Source organism: Bacteroides sp. 1_1_14, assembly GCF_000162515.1.
GTDB classification, from domain to species: domain Bacteria; phylum Bacteroidota; class Bacteroidia; order Bacteroidales; family Bacteroidaceae; genus Bacteroides; species Bacteroides thetaiotaomicron.
The window spans coordinates 250,905-266,246 of sequence record NZ_GG774710.1; the positions used below are offsets into that span (position 1 = coordinate 250,905).

The window sequence follows — 15,342 nt, forward strand, 5'->3', positions numbered from 1 at the left end:
CCGTAACCCCTCACTCAGGGGGAGGATTTTTGTAGTCCCCCCCTATAGTTTGTAACGGGTGGATTTCTATAGTGGAATCCTATCCTGCTATTGCCGAAATAGGGTTATACAGATATAAGCCAACAGTATTTTTAGTTGATTGATTATTTTTTATATTGGTTGGAATGTTGTTTTCTTTACACCATTCATATAATTTACTTTTTCTTACTTTTAAATTCAGTGCTTTAAAGGTTGATAGATTTTCTTTTAGGGATTTGGAACAATCATAATATAAGCCAATTAATTCATTATTGATTTTCCCTTTTACCATATTTCGTACAGTCTTAGCTGAAAGATTGTATTTGATGCAATATTGAGGGTTTATTATCCATTTTCTTTTTTCTGTCTGCTGTTGTTTAATCATTGTTGAGTATTTGTCAATGTTTTCATTATATGCATTTTCTGCGATATCATATAATTCTTGTTTGCTTATTGGGTCCTTGCTGTTATTGATGTAATAGTATAGTTCGTTGGCTAAACAGTGCAGCAAATGTTCAAATTCAATTTGTGGGTACATATATTTGCGTACTATAGCATTTAAAAAGAGTTTTTTTCTACGCCCGTTCCCGTCTTTAATTTTACATACTCTGTTGGAGTAAACACAATTACCATTATTAAGTTTTGTTTTTTCCTTGAACCAATATCTTTTGATACAGCAATAGTTTTCAGGTATTGTAATATATGGAATATCTTCATTGGCTTCTTCCAAATTATTTTCAAAGAATGGATATTTTTCTCTGTATTTTTCTATTAAGTCTTTATGGGAAAGGTTCCAAAAATTGGTAATATATTCATGGTCCTTTATTTCAACTACAACTTTATCCCTCTTTTCCATTTGTAACTGTATATTGTATGGTGTTGGCTTTTCTTTTATACTGTTAGAAATGGAAATATCATCATAATTATAAATGATAAGATTGTTTATAAGTTTACAATTTGCGTAGCTCCCTAAATAAAATTGGTAGATTGCTCTATTATGATTATCTAATTCTATATTTGTTATAATATTATCATATAGTATCTGATATTGATTTTGATTTAGTGGTGTATTGAAAATGTATAGAAGTCTATATCTGTTTCCTTTAGTAATATGTGAAAATGTGGTATACGCAATGCTTGGCTGATATTTCAATGTTACTAATAATTCATCGAATGATAATAATGTATTATCAATATCAAATACTATTATGTTAGTATGTAAAGCCCTTTCTTTCTTCTTATAACCAAAGAGGGATTTTATTTCCTTGTCGATATATGTGCAAGAGAATATATATCCTTGTTTTATAAATTGCTCCAATCCAGAAATAGTAATTTCCTTTTCTGCAAAGGATATTTTGTTGTAGTCTTTACTGGTAGGTTTTTCTGTGTAACCATTGACGGAAATCATCAGTTTAAAAGAGAATTTTTCATTTTTGTACATGTTAAGGTTGATATTATTGTGTGACTTGTACGTGTCACTTATTTAGGATGTTAAGGTTTGATAGTTGAACAAAGGAAGCAATGTAACCTTAACAAACCATTACTTCCAAGTATGCCTACTTTCAACTATATAATATAAGTATATTTTGTTTATGCAAATATACGACTTTCTAATATCTATTGCCACCTTTTAATAAGAAATTTTGCCTGAAAAGCCCTCAAAAAGTACAAGTATGGTATAAAGTGTCTTATTATTATCTGATTTTTGCGATGTACTATCAATTTGTTGTAATACAATGTGTTATATGAAATATAAGTGACTGGATATATATACGAATGTTAGGTAGCACACTGTTTGCTATTTATTTTTTTTGCCCCTATTCCCCGATTTTGACAAAAGGGTTCCTTTTCGAATGATGCACTTTGAGTTTTGAAAAGTTTTTTCATTGGATAATCCGTAATTTCGTAAAGAACCGTAGGAAATCCCAAGTATATTAGGCGAAAAATATTCAAAAACATTGGCTATGCTTCCGAAATAGTGGTGGGTGTCGTTCTCTTTTATATAAAGATGAATTACTGTCCGTTCTTTCTTCTCTTTTTCTTCCATAATGCAATAGTTTTTTGCAAAAATAGTAATTGTGTGACATAAAATGAATAAATGTCATATTTTTAACTATTTCTAGTGTAAATAAATTGCATGTATTAAATATATGTCATATCTTTGCGTTGTGATTAAAACGAAGACGATATGAAACGGTATAATAAAAGACAAGTGATGAAAGATGCTCATAGACTTTACAATAACGATTTTCAACGCAGGAGACGTTCTTGGTCGGAGTGTCTTAGAGCAGCTTGGAGTTGGGAACGGGATGCAGTCAAAGTTCTCGAAGAAAAAGCAGCAAGGCTTGATGCAATGATAGCCGCAAGTTGGAAAGCGCACAACGAAAGAAAAGAAGCCAAGACAAATGAGAATTGGTATAAAGGAATTGATTCAGAAACTCTTTCTTATGCAATGGGATATAGAAGAGGTAACAATTTCTATTGTGGTGACTAATTAAAAGAGTTTTTTAATATTCACTAATATAACTTTTGAATATAAGTTGATTATCAATGCTTTAATAATAAATGGGTTCGTGTTAGATTCAAAAACAATAGATTTCAATTAAAAAAGAATATTATGAGCTTAAAAAATAGTTATGTTACTTCTGACTATATGGAATGGGATTCAATGTTATCGCTAGTTCACAAACTATATAGGGATAAGGAATATCGTTTGTCATTGTTAATAGGCTGTGGTAGCTTCTTTGGGTTACGTATATCAGACATTCTCGCTCTTACATGGTCTATGTTATTAGATGATGAAAAGTTTGTTATCATTGAAAAGAAGACAGGTAAGAGACGGGAAATAAAAGTCAATTCCAATTTCCAAAAGCATATTGCAGACTGTTTCAAGGCTTTGGATATAGTAGATAAAGATGAAAAATGTTTTGTTAGTCGAAAAAAAACAGTGTATAGTACGCAACGAATTAATGTGTTATTTAAATCAATAAAAATTAAATATGGATTGAAGATAGAACATTTTTCCACCCACTCGATGAGAAAAACATTTGGTAGGAAGGTTGTAGAGACCGCTGGGGAAAACTCGGAATTTGCTCTTATCAAACTATCGGAATTATTTAATCATGCCGATATTCAAACGACAAGGCGTTATTTAGGATTAAGAACAGAAGAGTTGTTAGAAACGTATGATATGCTCAGTTTTTAAATCTGTATTTTTTAAAATCCAAATCCGATATTAAGATAAAATCCCAGTTTGTTAGTCCTATTGGAGTAACATATAAATCCCTCTATAGGTCCCAATGGACTATCGTAGCCATATCCAATACTTGTCCCATATATTTTTTTGCCTTGAAGGAAATTGGAAAACTGATTTTGATGAATGGCATAATTTTCTAATAAGGTAAGGTATTGCTTTTCGTGAAATTTATGTCTTACTTGGATTTGTGCATTTCCCAATAATTTCAGGGTGGATTCTGTATGAGTCAGCCCTGAAAAAGGTATTTGTTGCTCGTAATGTGGATTATATCCTTCTCCACCGATAACATTGCTGTACATAAACGGAATACCATTATTGAAAATAAATCTTCCGTATATTGTCGGTATAATAAATGTATTTAGTGTGATTGGAAATATCTTGGTGATTTGGGCAGCAAGTGATGAGTATGCAGTGTTAGTATGCAAATTGGTATATATTGTATAAGAAATATTAGTTTTCAAACCTTTAGTAGGAAAATATCTTTTGTCTAAAGTTTCATATTTCAATTTTGTATGATAATTAAGAAATAAATTCTTTCGTTTCATTAGTGTTGCATCTTCACTTACCAATGTTCTATAATACCGATGGTAATCTAATGAAGCTCCAACTTCCATTTGAAGATTTCTTGAAGGTATAATAGAGTAAATCAGACTGCTAGTATTCCGTATAAAGGTTGGATTAGATATTTTGTGTCCATGACTGTATAAAAATATATCATTGTAACCAATTTGATTTGAAAGTGTTATCCATTGTGGTTTTGATATAGGAAGATGATATTGGGTTCTGAGAAAAGATTGTTTTCCTCCTCTTGCCACTATTTCGGCTTTCCCGATTTTCTGTTTATTCAAATTGATATTAAGAATCACTGCTGCAATATCCTCGCTATCGAATCTTAGTCCAATTCTTAGTTGATTATCATTGCTTGGAGCATATTGCGGATAAAACAAGGGGAATTTGGTTTTATTGTTTTTTTTATTATTTACTATGCCTACCCTATTCTTGATTGATAATAATGTGTTGTAATTGGCTTTTGCGGCATTTTCTCCTCTTATAATGAGAGTGTCTATTGCGGCTTTTGTAAAACTTGCAGCATTATAGTTTTCTACATCAACTTTTATATAAGCATCTATATCCTTAGTACTTTCATCAAGCGATGATTGACAAATCATTAACATAAGCTGATTGGCTATCCCTGCAATGGAATGCAAGTTATCCGCATCTGATAATTCAGATTGTACATCAATGCCAATAATAATATCTGCTCCCATAGCTTTGACAACATCAATTGGTAGATTGTCTTTAAATCCTCCGTCAATTAAAACTTTTTGTCCTGAATATATTGGTGAAAAAACAACGGGAACAGCCATACTTGCACGCATTGCCTCTGAAAGTTTGCCAAAGCGGATGACCTCTTTTTGATTTCTTACCATATCTGTGGCAATACATGCAAAAGGAATTGGAAGGCTATCGAAATTAGTTACATTTTGATAGCCTTCTGTAAGTTGATGTAATAACTGTGATATGTTCTTCCCTTTTATTATACCTCCATTCTTTCCACTATTGTTAATAGGAAATGACATAAGGTATTTACTGTCATCGGATTTAAACGGAAAAGGAATTTCTTTGCGTGAAACTTTATCGGTAAGTAAGTCTATCCAGTCTGTTTGTTTCACTATTGTTTCTAATTGTTCGGATGTATAACCTATAGAATATAATCCGCCAATAATAGCTCCGATGCTTGTTCCTGCAATATAATCAATAGGTATATTTAATTCTTCAAGGGTCTTTATTACTCCAATATGCGCAACCCCTTTAGCTCCACCACCACTTAAAACGATACCTACCTTTTTTCGTGGTGATGTGTAGACTAAAGAGAATGGTAATATTAATGAAATAAGTGCAAGTGCAATTTTATTCATAGGAATAATGAAGCCGTATTTAACAGTTATACTTGTATGTAACTACTCAATTTAAAGTTGTTTATTCTATTGATTAAATATTTATGGATGTTGGAAAGGTAACACTACCGTTTAAAACAATACTCTTTGAACCCGATTTGCATTTATAATCCTTAAATACAAGTGTAACTCTGAAATTTTCCAAATCCCATTTTTCAATTGTAACAGTACCAGAAACATACTCTTTTTCAGAGGAATACCATTCTTCAAGTTTTACTAAAGCAATTGACATTTTGCAACCCTTGGTTACATCTTTCCCCGTTGTTAGCTCTTCACGATAGTCAATGTTACCTTGAATATAAAAATCGGATATTGCATCATTTACCCAAAATTCAAACATACTATTCGCTATTGCTTTACCTTCGAGATTTGTAATCTTGACAGCACTTCCATTTACTGTTAGTGTTGATGTGAATTCTGTTTTTTCATTATCATCATCGCTTGAACAGCTTGTTACGAAAATTGGCATTAATAAAATGGTCAATAAAAAAATGGTTTTCTTTTTCATTTTTCTTTTTTTTAGTTTAAACACTTCTTGTATAATTGAGACTGCAAAGATAATACACGTACATGTACGCTCAAAATATTTCTGCAATAATCTTTCCTTTACCAATTTAAATAATTGGTATATGACTAAAATAGAAGAGTTTGTAATACAGAAAGTGAAGGCTATGCGAATGGAAAGAAAATGGTCGCAGATGGAATTGGCAGATTACATGAATATGTCTGCAAGTTTTATTGCTGATATTGAGAATCCTAAACGGAGGGCAAAATATAATCTAAACCATTTGAATATACTTGCTAAAGTCTTTGGTTGTTCTCCTCGGGACTTTTTACCTGATACTCCAGTGGAAGAGGAAATTTAAACCCTAGCTTATATAGATGTTTATATGCTAGGGTTGTCGTTGTTTCTGTACTCGATATTTTGGAACATAATTTTTTTAATGTTCCTTTCTATGTAAAATGGAGGAAATAGTAGATTGTTTTTTATAAAATTTATTTAGTTTCGAAAAAAGTCTTTCTGTCAATGGATAGAAAATCTAAAATGACAGATAATACGCCTTTTAAGGAAGACTCGATTTCATTTGGATATATTAATGTGGAAGAGAATGCTAATATGCTGAGTTCTTTAGCCCAACCAAATGCTTTTTTTGCATTCTCATTTTTTGAAAAAAAGTCTTTAAGAATATCTACAGGGATACTATCTAATGACTTCATGATAGTATTAGCTGAAGTCACTCCCGAGATATGCATTGCCATAGATATTATTTTATCAATTCCTTCTTTTCCTAAATTTCCATACTTTAATCCAATAGAAAGTTTTGATTCTCTATCTTTTTGTTCTAAAAAGGCGATGTCTTTTAAAATAAAATCCATTATAATAAGAGTATGTGCTAGTATTACATAGACCATTCTTAATGAAATTGCTCTTTTTTGTTCGTCAGCAATATATTTAGTAATAAAGTAATTTAAGTCCATTATAGAGGAGTTAAACCCTGAGTAGTCTAATTCTGTAAGAAGTCTTGATTTTGAAAATTCATAGATATATTTCCAACTCTTATTATTGTAGGTTTTGTAACTTTTATATTTTGAAAGTTCATTTAATAAATCTTCTTCAGAGATACGCTCATTTTCATTGGTGATAGATTTAATTTTGTTCAAAAACTTACCATCCAAAACCATAGTGTGCATTGATTGAGCAAAAGAAGTAATTATCGGCTTTGAATCTGTTGTAGCAACTATACAAGAATCAAGATTTAGAATTCGCATTAGACCATTAGCCCATACAATTCGTTCAAACGCTTGTGGCGTTTTTTTATTTTTAATATCAACATTGATTCTTTCTCGTGTTAAACTTGATGGTCTTCCATATAAAAATAAGTCGATATCAGTTACATCCATATTTTGGTATTGAAATTTCACTCCTCTAGCCACAAAATAGCCCATTTCTAGAAAATAATATCTCAATAACTCTTCCATTAATTCACCTTTAAAAAGCGTCTGCTGAGTTTCCATAGTCTAATTTCTAAAAGTTCGTAATAATTCTGCTACTGATTTTTTGGATTGGCTTGTTTGCCTTTTCCTACTAATGAATCGCTTTTGCTCTGGACCTTTATAATTAGTGACACTACCAGTATAAACTATTGAATTTTGGATTGACTGTTCCGTTGCATCACCAAATTCTAAGACTTGTAGAGCCAATTGGCCTACATCTTTTTTCAGTAATTTCATGAAATAGCGATTATTTCCAGCATCACGAAGCTGAATGACCCTTTTCAGTTCTAGCAATCTATAATCTTCCCCAATGGCTGTAGCTGGACCAACTTCAAAACCATTCACTAATTTTCTCATTAAAGCATTAAGCATGGTAATTCTGCCTCTTCCTGAAGAACTAAAGTTCATTCCATAGTATAATGATGAAACGAATGCTTTAGCTAAATCTAATGCATCCTCTTCAAAAGGATTGCCGTATTTAGAAAATGCGGATGGTTTCGTTACAAAAGTTTTGGTTTCATGTGAATTACTCACTTCATTGAAATCGTACATACCTATTGATTGAAGTTTAGTTAGTAGTACTTCTCCTAAAATAGCTTTAGCTTTTTCGAATGTGATACAACCTTTTTTTGACAAAAGTTCATTCATCTCAAGAATTTTCCTACTGTCATCAGAGTTTAACGAATTCAATATAGCATTTGTTTTTTGAATGTTTTCTTTTCTAAATAGGTTACCATTGAAATAAAATTTAGAGTCATTATCTAGATTCTCGTAATCAATAAAACCTATTTCTTCACATTGAGAAAATAAATCAACTGTATCTCTAGAAGTCAGTTTATATTCATCTGATATGTATTCTTTTAATTCTTTCTCAGGTTTGGGCAAATCTGATATCCTTTCAGATAACTCTAAAGCAGCCTTTTGATAATTATTTGAATTTGAAGAATCAAATATATTAGCTGTATGTGATAAAACCGTAGAAGTTGTTATGCCTAATACTGAAATACCTCCATTTTTTTGCAACATCAATTAAATGTGCCTCTACAAGTTTGTTTTTAATCGTTTCTATCTCTGTTTTTTTTATACTTGAAGCTTTTGCTATGGCATCGACCTTATCTTTATTTAAATCGGTATTTTCGTCTGCAGCTAAGTTAGATAGAAAAATTCCGCATTTACCAGCTAGTTCAATATCTTCAAAGTCTTGAGTATCCCTTACATCAAATAGTTTTTTGGTGTGGTGTATCAGCCATGCTCCTTCTGTTCGTTTTTCCATTTTGTTTAATGTTAGAGTTATATTATACAAAGGAACTAAAACTAATTGGAATTTGCAAAAGAATATTTATTTTTTGAGTACAATGTTTTAAAGCCCCATTTTTTTTAAATATGCTTGGGCTGTTTTGTGTTAAATTGGATAAGTATTGATAGTTGAAATAAATGTACTAATACAGTATAAGTTCATTTCTATTGTATGATAAACTATGTACCAAAAATGAGATTTATATAGGCTTCCAAAATGAAATTTGATTGTTTCAATCCAATATTCATTAAGAGTATAAATGAATATTAAGAATGTATGCAGATTTTTGATTATTAGTTGTTTATAGAAGCTATGTGTGAAATCGTAATTTGCAGGCATTCACTTTTATAGTATATTGTATATTTGTGAATATTAACTTCCTAATAGGTGTTGATAATGCTGACCTTATTTCCTTTATTGGCTTATATTTTCTAAGCGAGTTGCGTAAAACAAGTGCGTAAGATAAATGCGCAATTATGATTTTTTAGTATATGATTTAATACTCTGTATTATAGATGATTAATTAAGGATGTGTTTGTTTCGACTGTATGCATAGGAGGATACTCCTGTTTGTTGTGATCATTGAGTTGAGGTTGTTGTTCCATAAATTTTTCAATAACTTTTTGTTTTTGATATTTTCTTATTTGCCGGATGGCAGTTTGTACTTTTCTCCCAGGAAATGCGGTTGCTTATCTATCGCTAAATCGATAAACATCTTGACCCTTGCAAATAATTCTCTGATATTGGTTCTCAATCCTGCATAGACGTCTACATCCCTGGCATTAAAACCGATGGCGGTAATCCCATTCTTTTCGGCAAGATAAATAGCCCGCTCATTGTGAAATCGTTGAGAAATGATGGTCAGACGGGTCTGACCGAATACTTCTTTAGCACGCACAACAGAGTCAAGGGTACGAAAACCGGCATAATCTAAATAGATAGACTTTTCAGGAACACCTTTTTGCATAAGCGCTTTCTTCATTTCTTCCGGTTCGTTGTAATCTTCTTTGCGATTATCTCCACTGATAAGAATATAATTAATTTTGCCTGCCTTGTACAGTTCAACCGCCGCATCAATGCGATAGTCAAAATATAAATTGTTATTTCCGCTTTTCAGCTTAGGAGAGGTGCCGAGAAGCAGACCTACATTGTTTGCAGGAATATCACTGATTTCAGTATAGATGCAGGAGGCTGCATTCTTCTTGATGGTCCAGTCGCAGATAAAGATACTGATAACACAAAGTATGGCAATTATCAGTGTGATATAGAATAGCTTTTTTTTCATTTTCCGAATAATTCACTCATATAATCAAGGGAACGGCTAATGTCGAAATACATTTGATTTCCTTCATAGTACTGGCATTTATCAAACTCTATCATATCACATTTATTGACTAGCGATTGACCTTTCATGTTTTCCATTTTGAATAACATGTTCAGCAGTTGGTATTCGTCATTTACGCAGATAACCTTAAATGCGGTTTCTTCGCTTGTACCGTCACCTGTAAGCGCAATCATAGTAAGCAAGGCTGCGTATCTTTTTGAATAGTGTTTTATTTCCCGGATATCTTTCTGGAGCAAACCGGCTATTCCGTACATATTATATAGTAATTGGAGAGATACCGGATTCTTTTTTAGTAGTTCTTTGCCGATATTATAAGCATCTTCATACTTTTCTTCTTTAATCAACTTTCGGAAATCCTGAAAATCATCCATACTTCCTTTGTAAGCTGGTGTGAATGAATACCCGTAATATAGCATGGCATGATCTTGCCGGGTGAGTAAAGTATCATTTTCTTCAAAACGTTGCATGAGCTTTTGAAACTCCGTATTGTGATTAGTTACGTACTCTTTGATAGCCGGATAATCCACTTTTAATATTTCTTGTGCGGAACAATAAACCTGAAGGCTAAGTATGCTTATAAATAAAAGAGTAATGAGCTTTTTCATGGCAGTTTTTTTTAGGGTATTAAGATTCACAAAAATACCATTCTTTTTCAGGAAACCAAGCGTATAGGCATAAAAAAAGGAGCAACGCCTTGCTCCAACCTTTGTTAACCTTAAATCTAATACTATGAAAAACACGTTGCAAAGATACGGACTTCTGTGAACTTTGCAAATTAACCAAGAAAAATCTTATGTTATATAACATAGATTAAGAATTTCTCCTTTCCGCTTAACGGATATTCGGTATTTGATCGTTCATATAAAGAGTTTTTTTATCTTTGCAACCAATTTGAATTACTAATCTTTATATACGTATATGAAAAAGAAAAGACTGGGTCAATGGATGTTGTTGGCCATCGTTTGTTTGAGTTTCTCAGTAGGAGAGACCTATGCACAGAAACATGAGTTCGCTAATTACAAGCGTTATGCGACAGAGAATGCAGCACTTGCACAACCTGTAAAGAAGGAAAAAAGAGTGGTCTTTATGGGCAATTCCATTACGGAAGGATGGGTGAGGACACATCCTGATTTCTTCAAAACAAATGGATATATCGGTCGTGGTATCAGTGGCCAGACGTCTTATCAGTTTTTACTTCGTTTTAGGGAAGATGTGATCAATCTTTCTCCGGCATTGGTTGTCATTAATGCAGGAACAAATGATGTAGCCGAAAATACAGGTGCTTATAATGAAGATTATACATTCGGAAATATTGCATCTATGGCAGAACTGGCGAAGGCAAATAAAATCAAAGTGATTCTGACTTCAGTATTGCCGGCTGCTGAATTTCCGTGGAGACGGGAGATTAAAGATGCTCCTCAAAAGATTCAGGCATTGAATGCCCGCATAGAAGCTTACGCCAAAGCTAATAAAATTCCGTTTGTGAATTATTATCAGCCAATGGTGGTGGGCGAGAATAAGGCCTTGAATCCTCAATATACGAAAGATGGGGTACATCCTACAGGAGAAGGATATGATATCATGGAAGCACTCATTAAACAGGCTATTGAAAAAGCGCTTTAATTATAGATAGAGTGTAGATAAAAAATGCCCTTTGATAGGATTTCAAGGGGTATTTTTGTAGGATTGGAAGATGCTAAGATGGGGTATGGGCATAAAAAAAGGAGCAACGCCTTGCTCCAACCTTTGTTAACCTTAAATCTAATACTATGAAAAACACAGTGCAAAGATACGGGCTTTTGCGAAATCTGCAAATTATTTCTCTTAAATAGGTGTTTTTATAACACTAATTAGCAAAAGCTCGGGTTTCTTATAGATTTATTGATATTTATAAGCCGTTTATCCCCACTTTTCTTTCATCAAATCTTCCAGTTTCAGCAGCTCATTCCGATATTGGGCAGCTTCGATAAATTCCAGTTTTTTGGCGGCCTCCTGCATTAATTTGCGGGTACGCTCTATGCTCTTTTCCATTTGAGCTTTGCTCATATATTGTACGATTGGGTCGGCTGCGATATTAGGTGAAGAAGGTTCCACATAAGCGTGTTTTTCTTTCAGCAACTCATCGGCTTCGGAACCTGGACTGCCAAATACAGACAAGTTTCTCGCCTTTTTGATTTGTTGTGGGGTGATGCCGTTCGCTTCATTATAAGCGAGCTGTTTCTCGCGTCGACGGTTTGTTTCATCGATCGTAAGCCGCATACTGTCTGTTATTTTATCTGCATACATGATTACTTTTCCGTTTACATTACGGGCAGCACGTCCTGCAGTCTGGGTCAATGAGCGATGCGAACGGAGGAAGCCTTCCTTATCGGCATCGAGAATAGCGACAAGGGATACTTCCGGAAGGTCAAGACCTTCACGAAGCAGATTGACACCGATAAGTACGTCATAAACGCCTTGTCTCAAGTCATCCATGATCTTCACACGCTCTAATGTATCCACATCGCTATGGATATAGTTACATCTCACATTATTGTTGAGAAGGTATTCTGTCAGCTCTTCCGCCATACGTTTCGTAAGTGTCGTTACAAGTACCCGTTCTTCTTTTTCGATACGCAGCTGAATTTCTTCCATCAGGTCGTCAATTTGATTGAGACTCGGGCGTACTTCAATAACAGGATCAAGCAGACCGGTAGGGCGGATCACTTGTTCTACAACGATCCCTTCCGATTGTATCAGCTCATATTCTGCCGGGGTAGCACTGACATAAATCACTTGTTTTGTCATCTCCTCAAATTCTTCAAATTTCAGAGGGCGGTTGTCCATTGCGGCAGGCAGTCGGAACCCATATTCTACCAGATTGATTTTACGGGCACGGTCGCCTCCATACATGGCGCGAACCTGCGGCACGCTTACATGGCTTTCGTCAATAACCAGCAAAAAGTCATCCGGGAAGAAATCGAGAAGGCAATAAGGACGGGTGCCGGCAGCGCGACCGTCAAAATAACGGGAATAATTCTCAATGCCGGAACAGTGCCCTAATTCCCGGATCATTTCCATGTCATACGTAACCCGCTCGTACAATCGTTTCGCTTCATATTCTTTGCCGATAGATTCGAAGAACGCTACTTGTTTGGTCAAGTCGTCCTCTATTTCGTGGATGGCACGAAGAGTGGCTTCCTTGGTGGTCATAAATAAATTGGCGGGATAGATCTTATAGGCTTCGAAAGGAGCGGTAGTCACACCGGTAATCGGGTCCACTTCTTCTATACCATCAATCTCGTCTCCCCAGAAAGTGACACGAAGCAGAGTGTCCGAGTACGCAAGGAAAATGTCGACCGTATCTCCTTTAACGCGGAAATTGCCACGATTCAAATCGATATCATTACGGACATACAGGCTGTCCACAAGACGACGCAGGAAAACATTACGGTCAAGCATCCGCCCTCGTTCAATTTCGATTACATTTTTATAGAAATCCGACGGGTTTCCCATACCGTAAATACAGGAGACTGAGGAAACGACTACCACATCTTTCCGGCCTGAAAGCAGGGAGGAGGTAGCGGCGAGACGTAACTTGTCAATCTCGTCATTGATGGCAAGATCCTTTTCTATATAGGTATCTGAATTTGGCAGATAGGCTTCCGGCTGATAGTAGTCATAATATGAAACGTAATATTCTACGGCGTTATTGGGGAAGAATCCCTTGAACTCGCTGTATAGCTGCGCAGCCAATGTCTTGTTGTGGCTCAAGATCAACGTAGGCTTGTTGATGTTGGCGATCACATTGGCGATGGTGAACGTTTTTCCCGATCCGGTAACCCCCAATAAAGTCTGTGCGGGAACTCCTTGAAGTACCCCCTCAGTAAGCTGAGCGATCGCTTCCGGTTGATCCCCGGTAGGTTTGTAAGCTGATGTTAGTTCAAAATTCATAGTTAAATCCTAAAAAGTGGAGCAATATTCGGCAAAATAATTGAGATAACAAATCATTTTTCCAAATAAATCCTTTACTTTGCAACATATTAATATCATGAAACAGATTCATACAACTAATAATACCAAGAGAACATGATTTGGAATGAGACCATTGAGTGTATGGACCGCGAAAGTCTTCGCAAGATTCAAAGCATACGACTCAAGAAAATTGTGGATTACGTTTATCACAACACGCCTTTTTACCGGAAGAAAATGCAGGAAATGGGTATCACCCCCGATGATATCAATACGATTGATGATATCGTGAAACTGCCGTTTACCACGAAACATGATTTAAGAGATAATTATCCTTTCGGACTTTGTGCTGTGCCGATGAGCCAGATCGTGCGTATTCATGCCTCTTCCGGAACGACCGGAAAGCCGACGGTAGTGGGATATACCCGCAAAGACCTTTCTTCGTGGGCAGAATGTATATCGCGTGCTTTTACTGCTTATGGAGCAGGACGCTCAGATATATTCCAGGTTTCCTATGGTTACGGACTTTTTACGGGTGGCCTGGGAGCACACGCCGGAGCTGAGAATATCGGTGCCTCTGTGATTCCGATGTCCAGTGGTAATACAGAAAAGCAGATTACATTGATGCATGATTTTGGATCAACGGTTCTTTGCTGTACTCCTTCGTATGCACTTTATCTGGCGGATGCCATTAAAGATTCCGGCTATCCGCGGGAGGAATTCCAACTGAAAGTGGGAGCCTTGGGTGCGGAGCCCTGGACGGAGAATATGCGTCATGAAATCGAAGAAAAACTTGGTATTAAAGCATATGATATCTACGGACTGAGTGAAATAGCCGGACCGGGTGTAGGTTACGAATGCGAATGTCAGCATGGTACGCACTTGAATGAGGATCATTATTTCCCTGAAATTATTGATCCGAATACATTGCAGCCGGTAGAACCCGGACAGACGGGCGAACTGGTATTTACGCACCTGACAAAGGAGGGAATGCCATTGCTGCGTTATCGTACGCGTGACTTGACGGCTTTACATTATGATAAATGCTCCTGCGGGCGTACATTGGTTCGTATGGACCGCATCCTGGGACGTAGTGACGATATGCTGATTATCCGTGGTGTCAATGTATTCCCGACTCAGATCGAGTCCGTCATTCTTGAGATGGAAGAATTCGAACCACATTATTTGTTGATAGTGGGTCGTGAAAACAATACCGATACGATGGAACTTCAGGTAGAAGTGCGCCCGAATTTCTATTCGGATGAGATTAACCGCATGTTGGCGTTGAAGAAGAAGCTGGCAGGTCGTCTGCAAAGCGTACTCGGACTGGGAGTCAATGTGAAACTGGTAGAGCCGCGTAGCATTGAACGTAGCGTGGGCAAAGCTAAACGAGTGATTGATAACAGAAAAATTTAAAATAGGTAATAGGTAATAAGTATTAGGTATTATCGTAGCTGCAACATGGAATCCGTGTGGCTATTACCTATTACCTAATACTTATTACTTAATTAAAACTTTACGA

The 15,342-nt window shown here is 35.3% G+C and carries 15 protein-coding genes; 5 read left to right on the top strand and 10 right to left on the bottom strand.

All coding sequences use genetic code 11. The annotated features are described in order from the left end of the window. Positions 1-79: 79 nt before the first annotated feature. Positions 80-1,459 (bottom strand): hypothetical protein, encoded by a 1,380-nt coding sequence (locus HMPREF9007_RS0125400; protein ID WP_032850676.1) that lies wholly within the window; start codon positions 1,457-1,459, stop codon positions 80-82. Positions 1,460-1,816: 357 nt separating this feature from the next. Beyond that, positions 1,817-2,065: a hypothetical protein gene (locus tag HMPREF9007_RS04415; protein ID WP_008763149.1), complete on the bottom strand. Its 249-nt coding sequence runs from the start codon at positions 2,063-2,065 to the stop codon at positions 1,817-1,819. Positions 2,066-2,206: 141 nt separating this feature from the next. Between HMPREF9007_RS04415 and HMPREF9007_RS04410 the strand changes: the two genes are divergently transcribed. Both HMPREF9007_RS04410 and HMPREF9007_RS04405 read left to right on the top strand, forming a co-directional pair. Beyond that, positions 2,207-2,512 carry a hypothetical protein gene (locus HMPREF9007_RS04410; protein WP_008763150.1) on the top strand — a complete coding sequence of 102 codons (306 nt, stop codon included), beginning with the start codon at positions 2,207-2,209 and terminating at the stop codon, positions 2,510-2,512. Positions 2,513-2,635: 123 nt separating this feature from the next. Next, positions 2,636-3,223, top strand: a complete 588-nt coding sequence (locus HMPREF9007_RS04405; protein ID WP_004312697.1) for a tyrosine-type recombinase/integrase — start codon at positions 2,636-2,638, stop codon at positions 3,221-3,223. 11 nt (positions 3,224-3,234) lie between these two features. Here the strand turns inward: HMPREF9007_RS04405 and HMPREF9007_RS04400 are convergent, their stop codons facing one another. Both HMPREF9007_RS04400 and HMPREF9007_RS04395 read right to left on the bottom strand, forming a co-directional pair. After that, on the bottom strand, positions 3,235-5,193 hold the full coding sequence (locus tag HMPREF9007_RS04400) for a patatin-like phospholipase family protein (RefSeq protein WP_008763151.1): 1,959 nt from the start codon (positions 5,191-5,193) through the stop codon (positions 3,235-3,237). A 73-nt stretch (positions 5,194-5,266) separates the two neighbouring features. Further along, complete coding sequence (locus HMPREF9007_RS04395) at positions 5,267-5,740, bottom strand: hypothetical protein (protein ID WP_008763152.1); 474 nt, start codon at positions 5,738-5,740, stop codon at positions 5,267-5,269. A gap of 121 nt (positions 5,741-5,861) precedes the next feature. Here HMPREF9007_RS04395 and HMPREF9007_RS04390 point away from each other — a divergent pair, with 121 nt between their 5' ends. Then, positions 5,862-6,098, top strand: coding sequence for a helix-turn-helix transcriptional regulator (locus HMPREF9007_RS04390; protein ID WP_004312699.1), 237 nt, complete (start codon positions 5,862-5,864; stop codon positions 6,096-6,098). Between the two features lie 130 nt (positions 6,099-6,228). Here HMPREF9007_RS04390 and HMPREF9007_RS04385 read toward each other — a convergent pair whose 3' ends face one another. From HMPREF9007_RS04385 to HMPREF9007_RS04370, 5 genes are all read right to left on the bottom strand, one after another. Further along, a complete protein-coding gene (locus HMPREF9007_RS04385) occupies positions 6,229-7,248 on the bottom strand; it encodes a hypothetical protein (RefSeq protein WP_004312700.1) in 1,020 nt (339 codons plus the stop codon). A 3-nt stretch (positions 7,249-7,251) separates the two neighbouring features. After that, positions 7,252-8,253 (bottom strand): hypothetical protein, encoded by a 1,002-nt coding sequence (locus tag HMPREF9007_RS04380; RefSeq protein ID WP_277754701.1) that lies wholly within the window; start codon positions 8,251-8,253, stop codon positions 7,252-7,254. Continuing rightward, positions 8,183-8,500, bottom strand: a complete 318-nt coding sequence (locus HMPREF9007_RS27850; RefSeq protein WP_277754702.1) for a hypothetical protein — start codon at positions 8,498-8,500, stop codon at positions 8,183-8,185. Before HMPREF9007_RS27850 ends, HMPREF9007_RS04380 begins: the two co-directional genes overlap by 71 nt. Before the next feature lie 664 nt (positions 8,501-9,164). Further along, on the bottom strand, positions 9,165-9,809 hold the full coding sequence (locus HMPREF9007_RS04375; RefSeq protein WP_008763153.1) for an ElyC/SanA/YdcF family protein: 645 nt from the start codon (positions 9,807-9,809) through the stop codon (positions 9,165-9,167). Beyond that, the gene (locus HMPREF9007_RS04370) at positions 9,806-10,474 is read right to left on the bottom strand and encodes a DUF4919 domain-containing protein (protein WP_008763154.1); all 669 of its coding nucleotides are present in this window, start codon (positions 10,472-10,474) and stop codon (positions 9,806-9,808) included. The genes HMPREF9007_RS04375 and HMPREF9007_RS04370 overlap by 4 nt, the downstream gene beginning before the upstream one ends. 313 nt (positions 10,475-10,787) lie before the next feature. Between HMPREF9007_RS04370 and HMPREF9007_RS04365 the strand changes: the two genes are divergently transcribed. After that, the gene (locus HMPREF9007_RS04365; protein WP_008763155.1) at positions 10,788-11,492 is read left to right on the top strand and encodes an SGNH/GDSL hydrolase family protein; all 705 of its coding nucleotides are present in this window, start codon (positions 10,788-10,790) and stop codon (positions 11,490-11,492) included. 276 nt (positions 11,493-11,768) lie between these two features. Here the strand turns inward: HMPREF9007_RS04365 and uvrB are convergent, their stop codons facing one another. Then, positions 11,769-13,802, bottom strand: coding sequence for an excinuclease ABC subunit UvrB (uvrB, locus tag HMPREF9007_RS04360; protein WP_008763156.1), 2,034 nt, complete (start codon positions 13,800-13,802; stop codon positions 11,769-11,771). 135 nt (positions 13,803-13,937) lie between these two features. On the opposite strand from uvrB, the gene HMPREF9007_RS04355 reads away from it, so the two are divergent. Then, on the top strand, positions 13,938-15,236 hold the full coding sequence (locus tag HMPREF9007_RS04355) for a phenylacetate--CoA ligase (protein ID WP_008763157.1): 1,299 nt from the start codon (positions 13,938-13,940) through the stop codon (positions 15,234-15,236). Positions 15,237-15,342 lie beyond the last annotated feature (106 nt).